Genomic DNA, 14,553 nt, shown 5'->3' on the forward strand with positions numbered 1-14,553 from the left:
TATGAAAATTACTTCTAAAGAAATCAGCGAAAAAACTTTTGAGAAAAACTTCAGGGGATACGACAAGGATGAGGTTACCGCATTTTTGAATGTACTTGCAGGGGAGTGGGAAAAAATTATGGCTGAAAAAGCAGACTTGGAAAAAAGACTGGAAAGCACTGAAAAAGAAGCAAACAAATTAAAACAGGTTGAAGAGTCTTTGTTCCGAACACTGAAAACTGCAGAAGACACAGGGGCTTCGATTATTGAAGAAGCCAATATTGCTGCTGAGGATATTATGAACGAGGCCCATCAAAACGCAGGCAGTATGCTGAATGAAGCCCAAAATCAGTCCAAAAACCTGGTAGAGTCTGCAGAAGCAAAGGGAAGAGAAATCATGGATAGCCTTAAAAGTGAAGTAAAGTCCTTAGTCTCTGGTTTTGAAACGCTTTTGAAACAAAGGGATCTTCTTATCAAGAATCTTAAATCCCTCTCTGAAGGAATCGACGATACCATCTCTGTTTCGGAAGAATCAATCAAAAAAGTAAATATACAGGCACATACCAATTTGGTTGAAGAACTTTCCAAGGCAAATGCTTTTAGTATGGTTAATATTCTAGAATACCAAAAACAAGAAGAAATGGTCAGCAAAACCATTGAGGTTGAAAATCAGGAAGTTGAAAACCACATAGATTCCGAAATTAGTTCAGAAAAAGACATCGAAGAAAATGAGGTTGATTTGGATGAAACAGAAATTGAGGCTTCAAGAGAGGACGATGAAGAAAGAAGTGAAGGAAAAGTTGAAATTGAGAATGACTCCGAAGAGCCAATGGAAGAACCAAAAGGCAAATCAAGTAAAGGCGGTTCATTTTTTGACCAGTTAGATTAATGGGGAAAGTATCTCTGGAAGGAATTGAATTCCACGCATATCACGGGGTTTTCAAAGAAGAAAATAAACTTGGAAATAGGTTTACAGTAGATATCCATGTGGAAACAGATTTTAGAAAAGCCATGCTGGAGGATGATCTCAAATCCACTGTGGATTATGGCAAAATTTACAGAATTGCCAAATCCCATATGCAGGAACCTGTCAAACTACTAGAACATTTGGCCCACCTGATGATCAAGGATATTTTGAAGGTCTATCCAGAATCCATACAAATCACCATAATTATCAAAAAACATAACCCTGCATTGGGCGGAGTGGTCAACTATTCAGTCGTGACAGTAAAATACCCCGAAGACTATGATTAAAAGGCTACTTATATACCTACTAGTATCATTTGGCGCAACAAATCTTGTTGCACAAACCGAAGCTTTCAAAATATTTAATTCAGATGGAAATGAGGCTAAGTTTGAATCCATAGTGCAGATTGCCGGGCAACATGAGGTCATTTTCTTTGGTGAACTACATAACAACAGCATCGCTCATTGGCTTCAATTACAGATGCTCAAACAATTACATGAAAATGCCAAAGACGTGATTTTGGCAGGTGAGTTTTTTGAAAGGGATGACCAACTCAATATTGAGGAATGGTTTGCAGGGAAAATGACTGACAAAACCTTTGAAACGGAATCTAAGCTTTGGAACAATTACATGACCGACTACAAGCCTTTGATGTTGTACGCTAAAAAGAACAGTATCCCTTTTATCGGATCAAATATTCCAAGGAAATATGCCTCATTGGTCAGCAGACAGGGAATTGCAGCTTTGGACAGTCTAACTGAGGAAGCAAAAAAGTATATTGCCCCCCTACCCATCGAAGTGGACAAATCACTGCCGGGGTATGTCGCCATGAAAGACATGATGCATGGTTCGGGGATGAATACAGATTTTATGGTGGAAGCCCAAGCGGTCAAAGATGCGACAATGGCTTTTTCATTGTTTGACCATTTAGGCCAAGGTAAAAACATCCTTCACATCAACGGTTCCTACCATTCCAATAATTATGAAGGCATTCTTTGGTATCTCAAAAAGCACAATCCAAAGACCCGGATTATGACGATCAACACAGTTGAACAGGAAAATATCCACACCTTGGAAGAAAAGACAAAAGGAACTGCTGACTTCATTATTGTATTGCCATCAGATAGTCCTAAAAGCTACTGATGTATTCCCGTGCTGAAACTACAAAAATCCGAAAAGAATTTTGGACTACCTTTGGCCAATATATGAAGCCTGTTCCTTCAGCAAGCGGGTATAGGGTCAGTTGGCAGAATTACAAAACCGGTGTTCGGGACATTTATTTCAGGATGAAGGCCGAAAGGGACTTTGCTTCAATAGGAATAGAAATCGCCCATCATGATGAAGAATTGCAGCAACTCTATTTTGAACAATTTTTGGAATTCAAAAAATTGCTCGAAAATGAATTGAAAGAATCCTGGGAATGGAAAATGCACGACCCTGACGAATTCGGCAACAAAATCTCCCGAATCCAAAAAGTCAGACCCAATCTGAATGTCATGGACAAAAACGACTGGCCGGATATCATTTCATTTTTAAAACCAAGAATCATTGCCTTGGATGCCTTTTGGGCGAATATCAAGCCGGGGTTTGAAGATCTGTGAACCTTTCAGGTCTTTTTCGGACCTCGAAGGTTTTAATTTCCAGTAAATCTGGTCAAAAACAATAAATGACCTCTTACCTATAAGACCTTCGAGGTTTTGAAAAAAAACCTCAAAGGTCGGACTCGCAACCTTTGAGGTCTTTTTTTGACCTCGAAGGTTTTAATTTCCAGTAAATCCGGTCAAAAAATGAAGTAAAATCTTACACTCAAGACCTTCGAGGTTTGAAAAAAACCTCAAAGGTCAAGACTTACACAATCACCTTGGTCGTTCCCCCACCCTTCAATGTAAAAGGTCATCTGGTTAAAGACTTGGTCTTGGACCATAACCCTAGCAGTCTTCAGACTGTTAAACAATAACTTTCGTAGTTCCCCCACCCTTCAATGTAATCTCAACAGGTTTGTTGTTTTTCCAGCTCCCACCTGTAAAGTCCGGAACATCTATGGAATTGGACCTATGGGCAACGGACCACTCACTCAAGGGTGAAACTGCTGACCAAAGTGCTGCATCGTAGACATCCTGATCCAAAGGAAGTCCATTGCGCAAACAATCGATCAATCTCCAATCCATCATGAAATCCATTCCTCCATGTCCACCGATCTGTTTGGCAAGTTCACCTACCTTCGTTACGATTTCGGGTGTATATTTTTCTTCCAAAGCTTTCATTTCTTCCTCTTTCATCCAACTGTGACCTTTGGCCACTTTTGGATTAGGGTATTTCTGTGCATATCCCTCCGTACCACTGACTGTGTGTAATCTTGAATAAGGTCTAGGTGAAGTCACATCATGCTGGATCATAATGGATCTGCCTTTTTTGGTTTTGACGATGGTCGTATTCATATTCCCCCCGAATTGTTTTTCCGCAAATGGAGCAAAATAATTGTCCTTTTCAGCCAATTCTCTGGCTTTATCTGCCATGTGGAAATCTGCACTGGAAAGTGATGTCAGGTAATCCATTTGGTCACCTCTATTGATATCCATAATCTGACAGACAGGTCCAAGTCCATGTGTGGCATAAAGGTTTCCATCCCTATAGTTTTCTTTCAGTCTCCACATCCCTTGATAGCCACCTTCACTTTCTTTCATAAAGTTCAACCACAACAAATCATGGATATAAGCTCCTTCGGTATGGATAATCTCCCCAAAGAACCCATCCCGCTTCATACTCAATGTCATCAGTTCAAAAAAGTCGTAGCAACAATTCTCCAACATCATACAATGCTTCTTGGTCCGCTCGGAGGTTTCAACCAATTGCCAGCATTCTTCCAAAGTCTTGGCAGCAGGCACTTCCACGGCAGCATGTTTTCCTGCCTCCATGGCATAAACTGCCATTGGGGTATGCCAATCCCAAGGTGTTGTGATGTAAATCAGGTCCAGGTCATTTCTGTCCAGCAATTTTTTCCAGGCATAAACTGAGCCTGAGTAACCTTCGGGCTGATGATTGGTACCCTGAAGTTTAACTTTCATCTTGTCCACTCTATCCGGAATCAAGTCACAAAGGGCTTTGATTTCTACTCCTTCGATTTTACTCAAGCGGTCCACTGCACCCGGACCTCTTTGACCCAAACCTATTATGCCCACCCGGACTGTACTCAGTTTAGGCGCGGCATAGCCACTCATGTTAAATAGCTGACTATGGCTTTTTTGACTGAGTTGAAATAATTGTTCTGGGGATTCAGCTTTGGAGAATTGAGGCACTGTTACGCCTACAAGGCCAAGTCCGGCAAGTTTGAGAAAATCTCTACGGTTATTGCTCATGGGGTTAAATTGTAGATTTAAGATTTAAGATTTTAGATTGAAAAAAGATTCAATCTAGGGATTTGGTTAAATGAAGCTTGAATTTACCCTTAATTCTTTTTTGGTCAATGCCTTTTAGATAAAAAACAAAAAGCTCATCAATGAAATGGTTCATCGATGAGCTTTGACTTGGGTTTACTTTAATCCCTAGGCTTTTTTTGCAGGACAGGTGTTTAAGCCAACAAGGCTATATAAGGGGCAAAAACTAACCAAAGAGGTCAACAGAAATACAGCAGCTACAACAACTAGTACTATTCCAAGTGTACCAGGAACTATACCAGAAAAGTATAAATAAGCTGCTAAAACAGCAATAAGGGTACGGATAATTCTGTCCGCATTTCCCATGTTCTTTTTCATATTACGAGTGTGTTTATGGTTGAAATAGAAATACCAAACCAACAATGATAGTTAGACAGATCAGACAGACGGTCAGTAATTTCAAAGCGGCTTTCATTTCAAGAAAGTTAATCAACTTGAGGGAGAATCAATGTGACAAAAGTTCCATTTCACTTCCTAAACAAACTCAAAGAATAAAACCCCATTCTATCCGTAAAATGTCTGTCCCAGGAAAATCCGGTTTTGATTGCCAATTGATCCAAGTCCTTTAAGCTATACTTCTGGGAGACTTCGGTGTGGATGGTTTCATATTGGTCGAAGTGGAAAGTATGATCGGCAATATGCACATCCTGCTCTTCCATACTGACCAAAAAACTCAGGGCAGCTCCATCCAAAGGATTGTATACCCCATAGTGCTCAAAAGCCTTAAGGTTGAAATCACCTTGCAATTCTCTGTTGATCCTTTCCAATAAGTTGAGATTGAATTTCTTCGTGATGCCTTTTTTGTCATTGTAAGCAGCCCTAATCACATGAGGATTTTTCTTCAAGTCCACGCCCATCAGAAAATAATCTCCCGGATTCAAATAGTCATTGACAAAACGTATAAATTCAATTGCTTTTTCACCCGGAAAATTGCCAATATTGCTACCCATAAACATCACCAATCTTGGTTTTGGTCTGGACTCAATTGCTCTAATAGTACTGAAATAATCTCCTGGCAATACCTCTACAGACAAGTCAGGAAGTCTTTCCAAAATATGCTGTCTGTTGACCTTCAAAATTTCTTCGGAAATGTCCATAGGAATATATGTGATTTTTTTTCCAATATTCATCACAGCTTCTAAGAATATTAAGGTCTTGGTCCCATCTCCGGCCCCCAATTCAATGATATCAAATTCGTCATGGTTGATTTCCATTGCTATCTTTTGGGATTGCTTATTTAGGATTTCCATTTCACATTTTGGAAGATAATACTCCTCCATTTGCATGATTTCCTGGAAAATCCTTGATCCTTTTTCGTCATAGAAATATTTGGATGGTAAATGTTTCTGTGGATCACTCAATCCCCAAATCACATCATTGATAAAACTGTCACTTCCCATTGTTTCTTATTTAGCTAATCTGATTCCTGAAAAAAGCCATCTCGAGGCGGCATGGAAAAAATTCCGGTAAGTAATTCTGCTATGGTCTTGAGGAGTAGCCACAGAGGCTCCACGAAGAACATTTTGATTGATCATAAATTTTCCGTTGTATTCACCCAATGCCCCCGGTGCTTTTGCAAAACCCGGATACGGCTGATAGGCACTGTAAGTCCATTCCCATAATTGCCCCCATTCAAAATCATCCGCAGCCGCCTCCCATTCAAACTCGGTCGGCAGTCTCATACCCTTCCACTCTGCAAACGCCAAAGCCTCATAAAAACTCACATGCTGAACAGGTGCATTCACATCTAATTTCTGGAGACCTTTGAAGGTATAGTTCCACCATTCTCCATTGATCTGATGCCAATAAAGCGGAGCTTTTATATCTTCCTTATTGATAAAATCCCAACCCTCAGCAAGCCATAAATTAAAATCACTGTAAGCCCCTGACTGGATAAATTCCAGGTATTCCCCATTGGTAACAAGGGATTTCGAAATCTCATAATCTCTCAAATAGACCTGATGTTGCGAGAGTTCATTGTCATAACAAAAACTTTTACTATCTGCTCCGATACTGTACAATCCCTCAGTTCTTTTTACAAATCCATTTAATCCGTTCTCCTTTTTAAGATCAAACCCTTCACCATAAACCGGAAAAGTAGGTTGATTTCCCAAAATATATTTGACATCATAGACTAACAATTCCTGATGTTGCTGCTCGTGATTGATGCCGAGTTCGATGATATCCAAAGTTTTTTCTTCCTGATTCTTGGACAAAAATTCCACCATGGAATCAGTCACATATTTCCTGTAATCCATCACTTTTCTGACGGGTGGGCGGCTCATTAGCCCTCGGTTTGGCCTGAGAACCCTTTCTCCTGCATTATTGTAGTAGCTGTTAAATAGATAAGCAAAATCCTCGTGAAAGATTTTATAACCTTCAAAAAACTGTTGCAAGACAAATGCTTCAAAAAACCACGTTGTATGTCCCAAATGCCACTTGGGAGGAGAAACATCCACGATAGGTTGAGGAATATAATCCTCCACTTCCAAAGGTGCGCAGATCGCCTCCGTGAGATTTCTACATTTTAAGAAAAGCGCTGTAAGTTTATGATTTCTGTTCATACGTTTTTTTAAAATTTAACTGATAAATAAAGTACAAGATCATTCCTGTAAACAAAAAACTGAAAGGAAGCGCGAATAAAATCATCAACTGACTGACTGATTCTAATAAACTATCTTTACCAATCCAAATGACTGCCATAGCGAACAATGCTATGGCCACTCCCCAAAACAACCTGAATCGCTTATTCGGTTCCGTTTTTCCATTGTCAGAAAACATACTGAGTACAAAGATGGCTGAATCTACAGAGGTGATCAAAAAGGTAAATACCAATATAGATGCCACTGTATTGCTCAAGGTAGAAAAAGGGAAAGTTTCCAAGAAATTAAATAAACTGCTGTAGATAGATCCAAAATCTTCCAATGCGGCCTTACCTGATTCCAAAAGCCAAAATGCATTCCCCCCAAAAACAGAAAACCATAGAAATGTCCCAAACGAAGGAACAAAAATCACACCAATGATAAATTGGCGGATGGTCCTGCCCTTTGAAATTCTTGCTATAAACACCCCGGTAAATGGTGCCCAGGCCAACCAAAAAGCCCAATAAAAATATGTCCAGTCTATCAAAAAATCATTGGAAACCTGATGGCTTTTTAAATTCAGACTCATAGGGACGAATTCCCAAAGGTATGCTCCCAAGAACTTGAAAAGATTTTCGATTACAGACCATTCACTTCCTATAAGCCAGGTAAACAAAAGCAGGATTGAAGCCATTCCTATGTTGAGATTAGAAAGCACCCGGATCCCCCTATTCACGCCAATGAAGGCTGAAAAAGTAGCTAAAAAACATACCAACAAGACAATGAAGATTGCATTTCCCGAAGCCAATTGATCCCATTCTGTCCAATAAATCAAGGCACTTAAAAGCTGCCTGCTTCCCAAACCAACACTTGCCACAACTCCTAAAAGCGTACAGATAATGATCAAAAGGTCAACTGTGGAAACCCAGATCGTATTTTCAAATTTTTTCCCCAAAAAAGCTGAACCCAGAATACTTTTCTTGCTTATATAGAGATTGTAGCTGATGATCAGTCCAAAAAGCCCATAAAAGGCCCAAGGAGTCAGCCCCCAATGAAAAAATGTGTATTGAAGTGCAAACTCGCTATCACTAAAAACCGATATTCTCGGGGGATTGGAAAAATAATAAACCGGTTCCTGCACTGCCCTCAACAGCAATCCTCCGCCCATTCCGGTACTATACAACATGGCAATCCAAGAAAACCAGCCATATTCCTGTTTTTCATTACCAAGCCTTTTATTTCCTATAGGCGAAAACGCTAAAATCAACAACAGCACAACTGCCAAAAAACCTAACCATAAGTAAAACCCGCCAAAAACCCCCATGCTGGACGCTGTCCATTCGCTTAATTTTATTTTAAATAGTTCAGGAAAAGTGACGACAGTTATTAAGAATAAAAGGCAAAAAACCAATGATAGGATGAAGGTTAATTTTTGTGTATCGATTGCCTTATTAAAAAACATTATCTACAGAATGGTTATTCGCTTCTTGGCCAGTACCCCAATATTCTGCTACAAACAGGTTGACTGCCTGTCCGGTAGGCAGGGAAGTCCGAAGTCCGATGTCGGATATACGGGACATTTCAGTTCCTTCCCAAGAATTATATTGATTTACCATTTTACATGAATTACTACGTACATAAATGAACTACAATATTAAAGAATCATACTTATTAACAAAGAAATTTTGCTTTAAAGAGCTTATCGCTCCACTTTGACCCCTTTCCAGAAAGCAACATGGTCTTTGATTTCCCTGGCCGCGGGTTTGGTTTCCGGGTAGTACCAAGCCGCATCCTTATTGGTTTCCCCATTGACCTCAATCGAATAATAAGATGCCACGCCTTTCCATGGACAGGTGGTATGGGTATCAGAGGGTTTGAAAAATTCTCTTTTAATAGTATCTGCAGGAAAATAATGATTTCCTTCTACCTGAATGGTTTTTTCACTTTCTGCGATGACGGTATTATTCCAGATTGCTTTCATTTTTTGATTTGGTTTGCTTATGTATAATTTGTTTAATTAATTATTTGTGACAGAGAAAGTGAATCTTCACCTTGTACCGTTGACAGATTTTGAAGTTGATGGTTAAGAACTACAAATAGCATTGAAGACTAGAAAGAACCTTGCCTTGTCACCTCGACGTCAGGAGAGGTCTGCAGCCCGCTTCAATGTCATTTCCTTTCTGTAAATGCTAATTTTGATCACTCTGAATGAGGGGTCATCTTTCACCCTTGCTTTTCCAAGCCTTCCAATAATGTCGGAATCAGTTCCGAGACGGTCGGATGTACCTGTACCGAATCCCGAATGACCGTATAGGGTACATCAGCATACATGACATTCAAAATCCCGCTGATGATTTCATCCCCGCCCACACCTAGAACAGTCGCACCAAGGATTTTGTTGGAATCCGCATCCACTATCACCCTCATAAAGCCATTGGTCTCTCCTTTTTCTTTTGCCCTGGAGACTTCTTTCATTTCTTTATACCCTACCAAGACATTCAGTCCTTTCTCTTTGGCCTCCTGCAGATTGATGCCTGCCCTTCCCAATGGTGGGTCAACAAACAGACCATAGGTCAGGATACGGTCAGAAACTTTTCTCTTTCCATTTTCAAAAAGGTTGGCTGAGACTATCTCAAAATCATTGTAGGCTGTATGGGTAAATGCACCTTTACCATTACAGTCTCCTAAGGCATAAATCCCTGGAATATTTGTTTCCAATTCATCATTAACTCTAATATACCCTTTTTTATCCACCTCAACCCCTGTAGCCTCAAGATTTAATAAGTCAGTGTTGGGTATCCTACCAGCTGCCAAGAGCACATGGCTTGCGGTAAATTCCGGTTCTCCATTTTTACAATCCACCTTGACATTATAGGAACCATCTTCATTCTTTTGTGCCCCAATGCATTCGGCTCCTAATCGAAATTCCACCCCTTCTCTTTCCATTACTTTTTGGATTTCAGCTGAGACATCTTCATCCTCTCTCGAAATAATCCTGTCTGCCTTTTCCACGATGGTCACCTGACTGCCAAATCTCCGGAACATCTGTCCGAATTCAAGTCCTATATAACTCCCACCGATTATAGCCAAATGTTCGGGCAGGATATCCAGTTCCAAAATGCTCTGATTGGTCAGATAATCCAACCCTTGGAAAGGTTCAGGAATAAGTGGTCTTGCCCCAACGTTGATGAAAATCTGATCTGATTCCAGTTGATCGCCATTAACAGTGATGGACTTTGTGCCTGTAAACTTGGCCTCACCTTTGAAAAAAGAAATCTTTTCTTCGCTATCTACCCCCTTGGCTATGCCGTCTACTGATTTTTGGATAAGCTTATCTTTTCGTTCTTTGACTTTTAGAAGGTTTACTTTAACCCCATTTGGAATAAAAACACCCAAGACCTCTCCGTTGAGGGCATCATACATCCTTCTGGCGCTGGCTACATAAGCTTTGGTAGGTGTGCAACCATCATTCAGGCAAGTGCCACCAAGGTGTTCTTTTTCAATAAAGGCCACTTTCATCCCTTCACTTGCAAGCTTAAAAACCAATGGCGTTCCTGCCTGCCCCGAACCTATTACAATCGCATCAAATTTCATGGTCATATCCTTTAGTAAAAAAATGCTCAATAGTAAATCTTAAATTACAAATTTTCCCTTGAACAGTCTAAAACTATCAGGGATTAAATGATTAGCACTCCATTAAAAGTTAAAACTAGCTCAAAACATTTAAACCAAATGTCGGAAGACTGACAAAGATTTGGATATGTATAAAGAAGTCAAAAATGACTATAAGCTATTATTTTGATGAAATTCAAATTATAGCTCTTAATGAAAAATTGAGTCATTCAACAATGATAAGATAAATTCGATTACAAACTTTATTAACTTGTAGGTTCATAAACCTGATCCTAATAAATGAAAATCACAATATTGTTCCTTCTGATTTTATTTCATTCCGTTCCTCTGAAAGCCCAAAACTTCTTTACTTCCCAATATCCTCAAGTTTGGGAAAGAGCATCTGATTATACACTAGCTGTTGCCAAAGCAATGCCTGAAGAAAATTATGGATTCAAACCGGAAGGAGATGCCATGACTTTTGGAGGACAGTTACTCCATATCGTGGATAATATCAGTTTTCTCACCAGTTTGATTTCCGGCGAATCCAAAACTTTCTATGACAGGAGTCAAGCAGAAATCCTGAACAAGGATCAGATCATGGAAATCCTAGGAAATGCAAACGATTATGTAGGGAAGCTGATTGCGGAAATTTCTAAAAATGATCTGAATGTGTCCATCGAGTTCCGCAGGCTGGAGATGAGCAAAGAGAATATTTTTTACCTGCTACGTGACCATCAGGTTCACCACCGGGGCCAATGTATAGTTTACCTTAGGATGGCAGGTGTCAAATCTCCTCCCTATGTAGGATGGTAATCCGCATTAAAACATATAAATGGAGTTGTACTAAAAATAGGATAGACCAAAAATAAAAATATTAAAACTTATGAAGATCAATAAACCCCAACTTTTAATTTTTGATGTCAATGAAACGCTTTTGGACTTAAGTCCACTTAAAACAACTATCAACAATGCTTTTCAAAACGACCATGTTTTTGATTCTTGGTTTTTACAAATGCTTCAATATTCCCTGATTGAAACCACCACAGAACATTTTCTGGATTTTGGTACAATTGGAAAGGCCGCTCTTCAAATGTTGGCTGAAAAACATCATATCCCCATAACACATGATGAAATTACGGATATCCTCAGTTGGATAAGAAAATTACCGCCTCATACTGATGTCATCGAGGGCCTTCAAATGTTACAAGAGTCGGGATTTAGACTGGTCGCCCTGACCAATGGAACTATGGAGGTGGCAAAGGAACAATTGAAGTTTTCGGGCTTGGAGTCTTATTTTGAACAGGTCTTCAGTGTGGAAAGTGTCAGGCATTATAAACCTCACGGTCTAACATACCTGAAAGTCCTCCGGCAGATGGATATACCAGCTTCCGATGCCATGATGATTGCTTGCCATGCCTGGGATGTCACCGGAGCTCAAAGGGTTGGATTGCAAGGTTGTTTTATTGCCAGACCGGGAATGATTTGGTATCCATTGGAAAGGAAACCTTTGATTATAGCAGATACGGTCATAGAAGCAGCAGAAAAAATTAATGGTTTATTTTAATATCTGATGGGTAACAATCCTTTTTTCAATCAATGCACAAAAGAAAGTTTGGGCAATTTAATAGAAGTGCTCCAAAAAGAATTCAAAATATCCGACAACAATCAGGAAGAAATGCTGAGGATTTTATTGAAACGCTTTATTATCAGGGCCACCAGATTGGCACGGAAACAATTACTGAAAGAAAATTCCAAAACTGAAGAGTTGGATATAGTCAGGCTATTCAACAGTCTGGTAGAAGAACATTTCAAGAGCAGGAAAACCGTAGGCGATTATGCAGACCTCATGCATAAATCACCAAAAACCATTGCAAATATCTTCACCAAAGTCAGTAAGCAATCACCACTACAAGTTATCCATGAGAGAATTACTGTTTAAGCCAAAAGATTACTTATCTACACTGAAAACCCCATCAAATCCATCGGATATGATTTGGGCTATGAGGACTATGCGCAGTTCAGTAAATTTTTCAAGAAAATGACAGGAATATACCCACAGGAATTCAGGGCAAAAAATCCATCACTCGGCCAAACAGTGTAAAATCAGCAACAGGAATTTGATTGTTGTACAGGAGGACATTTTACTGAACCGTAGCTGCAAAACACACAGCAGTCTTTATTTTGAGGCTTAAGAACAGTATGGCAATTTTCGCATTCATAGAAAAATTGGCAGGCATCAACCGGCATCTCTTCTTTTTTTTGAAAGCTGCAATTTGGGCAGGTGATGATTGAGTTCAGTATAATTTCCATGGTTGACTTTGTACTATTGGTAAGATTTTGAAATCTGTTTAAACATTTTCCTTTTAAGAACCTGCTTCCGGTTGGTATTGGCTATCTTTCTTGATTATTTTTTTCACCTTTCGTCTTGATATCTTACAGGGAAATTCAAGATTTGGATTGCCCTGAATACGGGATGCTACCGCTTTGGTATCCTTACCTGCTGGCCCTAGATAAACTTCTGCCCTATCATCCGTATTTCTACTGAAATACCAAAGTAATTCCTCTTCCACTCCGTTACAATGGATTAGGTTCCCCTCAAGTTTTCGTGAAGCAGCATCATAATTCCCTTCAAATTGGGCCAGTATTTTTCTCTTGGAATTGATCATATTACCAGCTACATAGAAACCTGTAGGGGCTTGAACCAAACGGAGTTCATTACCATTTGATAAACTAAAAACACCTGTGCCAGGTGAAGTTGAAGCCTGGGCAATTGTAAATTGATAAGACAAGCCCAAGAGAATTGCCGAAATCAGAAATGTTTTTAAAATAAAATTCATAAGGTTGATTTTAAAATGCTTTAAGGCTGATGCCCAATAAGCCAGCCCTACTTTGGAGGAAAAGTTTTCGAGGAACCAGATTTTGGTTTTATCTATATCGGTTAAATTTAAACTTAAATATCAGTCTATTTTTTTTCTTTTCCATTAAATTACAGGATTTGAGGTCATACAATAAGAGAATCCCTTACTCCCAATTCAATTTTGAAAATAAAAAATAGTGATATTGTAACATTTAATTAATCATTGTATCAAGAACAAAGGCAGATTTTATTTTATAAAAAAATGAACGAAGTATCTAAACCTGATAGCTGGCTTCTTTCTTTTTCTCGAAGAGCAAGACAAAATCCCTGGTTGCACAGGGGGACACTTGGCCTGAGGTTTCTATTATCCATAGGGTTTATTCCTACGGGTTTAGTGAAGCTTTTCGGTTTGCCTTTTTCAAATTTGGGAAGTTCAAATCCTGTGGGTGTCTTTTTTGACATGCTGCTTGCTACAGGAGTGTATTGGCAGTTTCTTGGGGCAATGCAGGTCTTTGCAGGCATTCTGGTGATGTTCAACAGGACATTGGCTCTTGGGAGTATCCTTTTCACCGGGATTATGTTGAATATTCTGTTCATTACTATTGGGGTAGGGTTTGGCAATACGGCCTATTTGGCTTTCATGATGGTATTGGGCTGTTTTTGGCTTTGCTTTTGGGAATGGGAAAAATTAAGGGTGTTGTTTTTTGATCCTGTCCCGGTTCTTTCTCAAAAAGAAGATTCCGGATCAAAATCAGTGGAATTAAGTGTTACTGAAAAAATAGTATATGGTGCTGGATATAGTTGTGGACTCCTGTTTTTTGGAATGACAAGAGGACTAAAATTACCCTTGGGAACAGAAATGTTTTTGGTAGGTTTTGGATTGGTTTGTTTGATTGTTGCTTTTATATTGGGTTTTAGGGCAAGCACCAAATTGGCTGAAACGAAGTTGTAGCGTACGGAGTCTTTAAAATCTAGGAGAAAGAAAAGAAGATGATGTCTATTGATCCGTTATTCCGAGTAATGAAAATTGGGGTTACAGAAAGGGAAATGACATCAAGGCGGGATGCAGACCTCTCCTGACGTCGAGGTGACAAGGCAAAGTCCTGTAATAGAATTGAA

General features: G+C 39.4%; 18 protein-coding genes and 1 pseudogene. 9 read left to right on the top strand and 10 right to left on the bottom strand.

The window, feature by feature from the left end; all coding sequences use genetic code 11:
- Position 1: 1 nt before the first annotated feature.
- Genes HMJ38_RS24500 through HMJ38_RS24515 form a run of 4 tightly spaced genes read left to right on the top strand, consistent with a single transcriptional unit; the run spans position 2 to position 2,547 of the window.
- A complete protein-coding gene (locus tag HMJ38_RS24500; protein WP_194977088.1) occupies positions 2 to 868 on the top strand; it encodes a DivIVA domain-containing protein in 867 nt (288 codons plus the stop codon).
- A complete protein-coding gene (folB, locus tag HMJ38_RS24505) occupies positions 868 to 1,233 on the top strand; it encodes a dihydroneopterin aldolase (RefSeq protein ID WP_194977089.1) in 366 nt (121 codons plus the stop codon). Before HMJ38_RS24500 ends, folB begins: the two co-directional genes overlap by 1 nt.
- Positions 1,226 to 2,089, top strand: coding sequence for a ChaN family lipoprotein (locus HMJ38_RS24510; RefSeq protein ID WP_194977090.1), 864 nt, complete (start codon positions 1,226 to 1,228; stop codon positions 2,087 to 2,089). Before folB ends, HMJ38_RS24510 begins: the two co-directional genes overlap by 8 nt.
- Entirely contained in the window at positions 2,089 to 2,547 is a 459-nt protein-coding gene (locus HMJ38_RS24515) for a DUF4268 domain-containing protein (protein WP_194977091.1), read from the top strand. Before HMJ38_RS24510 ends, HMJ38_RS24515 begins: the two co-directional genes overlap by 1 nt.
- 345 nt (positions 2,548 to 2,892) lie before the next feature.
- Here HMJ38_RS24515 and HMJ38_RS24520 read toward each other — a convergent pair whose 3' ends face one another.
- The 8 genes from HMJ38_RS24520 to HMJ38_RS24555 all read right to left on the bottom strand — a co-directional run bounded on the left by HMJ38_RS24520 (position 2,893) and on the right by HMJ38_RS24555 (position 10,562).
- Positions 2,893 to 4,302 carry a Gfo/Idh/MocA family protein gene (locus tag HMJ38_RS24520; RefSeq protein WP_194977092.1) on the bottom strand — a complete coding sequence of 470 codons (1,410 nt, stop codon included), beginning with the start codon at positions 4,300 to 4,302 and terminating at the stop codon, positions 2,893 to 2,895.
- Between the two features lie 186 nt (positions 4,303 to 4,488).
- Entirely contained in the window at positions 4,489 to 4,698 is a 210-nt protein-coding gene (locus HMJ38_RS24525) for a YgaP family membrane protein (RefSeq protein WP_194977093.1), read from the bottom strand.
- A gap of 149 nt (positions 4,699 to 4,847) precedes the next feature.
- The gene (gene egtD / locus HMJ38_RS24530; RefSeq protein ID WP_194977094.1) at positions 4,848 to 5,780 is read right to left on the bottom strand and encodes an L-histidine N(alpha)-methyltransferase; all 933 of its coding nucleotides are present in this window, start codon (positions 5,778 to 5,780) and stop codon (positions 4,848 to 4,850) included.
- 6 nt (positions 5,781 to 5,786) lie between these two features.
- Positions 5,787 to 6,944: an ergothioneine biosynthesis protein EgtB gene (gene egtB, locus HMJ38_RS24535; RefSeq protein WP_194977095.1), complete on the bottom strand. Its 1,158-nt coding sequence runs from the start codon at positions 6,942 to 6,944 to the stop codon at positions 5,787 to 5,789.
- A complete protein-coding gene (locus HMJ38_RS24540) occupies positions 6,928 to 8,424 on the bottom strand; it encodes a BCCT family transporter (protein ID WP_194977096.1) in 1,497 nt (498 codons plus the stop codon). The genes egtB and HMJ38_RS24540 overlap by 17 nt, the downstream gene beginning before the upstream one ends.
- Complete coding sequence (locus tag HMJ38_RS24545; RefSeq protein WP_194977097.1) at positions 8,414 to 8,578, bottom strand: hypothetical protein; 165 nt, start codon at positions 8,576 to 8,578, stop codon at positions 8,414 to 8,416. Before HMJ38_RS24545 ends, HMJ38_RS24540 begins: the two co-directional genes overlap by 11 nt.
- 83 nt (positions 8,579 to 8,661) lie before the next feature.
- Positions 8,662 to 8,943, bottom strand: a complete 282-nt coding sequence (locus HMJ38_RS24550; RefSeq protein WP_194977098.1) for a DUF427 domain-containing protein — start codon at positions 8,941 to 8,943, stop codon at positions 8,662 to 8,664.
- A gap of 242 nt (positions 8,944 to 9,185) precedes the next feature.
- Positions 9,186 to 10,562: an FAD-containing oxidoreductase gene (locus tag HMJ38_RS24555; RefSeq protein ID WP_194977099.1), complete on the bottom strand. Its 1,377-nt coding sequence runs from the start codon at positions 10,560 to 10,562 to the stop codon at positions 9,186 to 9,188.
- Between the two features lie 312 nt (positions 10,563 to 10,874).
- Between HMJ38_RS24555 and HMJ38_RS24560 the strand changes: the two genes are divergently transcribed.
- The 4 genes and pseudogenes from HMJ38_RS24560 to HMJ38_RS25830 all read left to right on the top strand — a co-directional run.
- Positions 10,875 to 11,390, top strand: a complete 516-nt coding sequence (locus HMJ38_RS24560; RefSeq protein WP_194977100.1) for a DinB family protein — start codon at positions 10,875 to 10,877, stop codon at positions 11,388 to 11,390.
- A 70-nt stretch (positions 11,391 to 11,460) separates the two neighbouring features.
- A complete protein-coding gene (locus HMJ38_RS24565; RefSeq protein WP_194977101.1) occupies positions 11,461 to 12,141 on the top strand; it encodes a haloacid dehalogenase type II in 681 nt (226 codons plus the stop codon).
- Between the two features lie 6 nt (positions 12,142 to 12,147).
- Positions 12,148 to 12,516, top strand: coding sequence for a helix-turn-helix domain-containing protein (locus tag HMJ38_RS24570; RefSeq protein WP_194977102.1), 369 nt, complete (start codon positions 12,148 to 12,150; stop codon positions 12,514 to 12,516).
- A 12-nt stretch (positions 12,517 to 12,528) separates the two neighbouring features.
- Positions 12,529 to 12,678, top strand: a pseudogene (locus HMJ38_RS25830) (helix-turn-helix domain-containing protein); the annotation flags it as partial.
- A 2-nt stretch (positions 12,679 to 12,680) separates the two neighbouring features.
- Here HMJ38_RS25830 and HMJ38_RS25445 read toward each other — a convergent pair.
- Together HMJ38_RS25445 and HMJ38_RS24580 are read right to left on the bottom strand one after the other, a co-directional pair.
- The gene (locus tag HMJ38_RS25445; protein ID WP_228780258.1) at positions 12,681 to 12,887 is read right to left on the bottom strand and encodes a GDCCVxC domain-containing (seleno)protein; all 207 of its coding nucleotides are present in this window, start codon (positions 12,885 to 12,887) and stop codon (positions 12,681 to 12,683) included.
- 53 nt (positions 12,888 to 12,940) lie between these two features.
- Positions 12,941 to 13,414 carry a hypothetical protein gene (locus HMJ38_RS24580; RefSeq protein WP_194977103.1) on the bottom strand — a complete coding sequence of 158 codons (474 nt, stop codon included), beginning with the start codon at positions 13,412 to 13,414 and terminating at the stop codon, positions 12,941 to 12,943.
- Between the two features lie 282 nt (positions 13,415 to 13,696).
- Here HMJ38_RS24580 and HMJ38_RS24585 point away from each other — a divergent pair, with 282 nt between their 5' ends.
- The gene (locus tag HMJ38_RS24585; RefSeq protein ID WP_194977104.1) at positions 13,697 to 14,386 is read left to right on the top strand and encodes a DoxX family membrane protein; all 690 of its coding nucleotides are present in this window, start codon (positions 13,697 to 13,699) and stop codon (positions 14,384 to 14,386) included.
- The last annotated feature ends 167 nt before the right edge of the window (positions 14,387 to 14,553 follow it).

Source organism: Aquiflexum lacus (genome assembly GCF_015476655.1).
Lineage (GTDB): Bacteria > Bacteroidota > Bacteroidia > Cytophagales > Cyclobacteriaceae > Aquiflexum > Aquiflexum lacus.

Excerpts from the sequence above, each read along its gene's own strand:
- HMJ38_RS24500 (WP_194977088.1), top strand. The coding sequence starts at position 2 with ATGAAAATTACTTCTAAAGAAATCAGCGAAAAAACTTTTGAGAAAAAC.
- folB (WP_194977089.1), top strand. The coding sequence starts at position 868 with ATGGGGAAAGTATCTCTGGAAGGAATTGAATTCCACGCATATCACGGG.
- HMJ38_RS24510 (WP_194977090.1), top strand. The coding sequence starts at position 1,226 with ATGATTAAAAGGCTACTTATATACCTACTAGTATCATTTGGCGCAACA.
- HMJ38_RS24515 (WP_194977091.1), top strand. The coding sequence starts at position 2,089 with ATGTATTCCCGTGCTGAAACTACAAAAATCCGAAAAGAATTTTGGACT.
- HMJ38_RS24520 (WP_194977092.1), bottom strand. The coding sequence starts at position 4,302 with ATGAGCAATAACCGTAGAGATTTTCTCAAACTTGCCGGACTTGGCCTT.
- HMJ38_RS24525 (WP_194977093.1), bottom strand. The coding sequence starts at position 4,698 with ATGAAAAAGAACATGGGAAATGCGGACAGAATTATCCGTACCCTTATT.
- egtD (WP_194977094.1), bottom strand. The coding sequence starts at position 5,780 with ATGGGAAGTGACAGTTTTATCAATGATGTGATTTGGGGATTGAGTGAT.
- egtB (WP_194977095.1), bottom strand. The coding sequence starts at position 6,944 with ATGAACAGAAATCATAAACTTACAGCGCTTTTCTTAAAATGTAGAAAT.
- HMJ38_RS24540 (WP_194977096.1), bottom strand. The coding sequence starts at position 8,424 with ATGTTTTTTAATAAGGCAATCGATACACAAAAATTAACCTTCATCCTA.
- HMJ38_RS24545 (WP_194977097.1), bottom strand. The coding sequence starts at position 8,578 with ATGGTAAATCAATATAATTCTTGGGAAGGAACTGAAATGTCCCGTATA.
- HMJ38_RS24550 (WP_194977098.1), bottom strand. The coding sequence starts at position 8,943 with ATGAAAGCAATCTGGAATAATACCGTCATCGCAGAAAGTGAAAAAACC.
- HMJ38_RS24555 (WP_194977099.1), bottom strand. The coding sequence starts at position 10,562 with ATGACCATGAAATTTGATGCGATTGTAATAGGTTCGGGGCAGGCAGGA.
- HMJ38_RS24560 (WP_194977100.1), top strand. The coding sequence starts at position 10,875 with ATGAAAATCACAATATTGTTCCTTCTGATTTTATTTCATTCCGTTCCT.
- HMJ38_RS24565 (WP_194977101.1), top strand. The coding sequence starts at position 11,461 with ATGAAGATCAATAAACCCCAACTTTTAATTTTTGATGTCAATGAAACG.
- HMJ38_RS24570 (WP_194977102.1), top strand. The coding sequence starts at position 12,148 with ATGGGTAACAATCCTTTTTTCAATCAATGCACAAAAGAAAGTTTGGGC.
- HMJ38_RS25445 (WP_228780258.1), bottom strand. The coding sequence starts at position 12,887 with ATGGAAATTATACTGAACTCAATCATCACCTGCCCAAATTGCAGCTTT.
- HMJ38_RS24580 (WP_194977103.1), bottom strand. The coding sequence starts at position 13,414 with ATGAATTTTATTTTAAAAACATTTCTGATTTCGGCAATTCTCTTGGGC.
- HMJ38_RS24585 (WP_194977104.1), top strand. The coding sequence starts at position 13,697 with ATGAACGAAGTATCTAAACCTGATAGCTGGCTTCTTTCTTTTTCTCGA.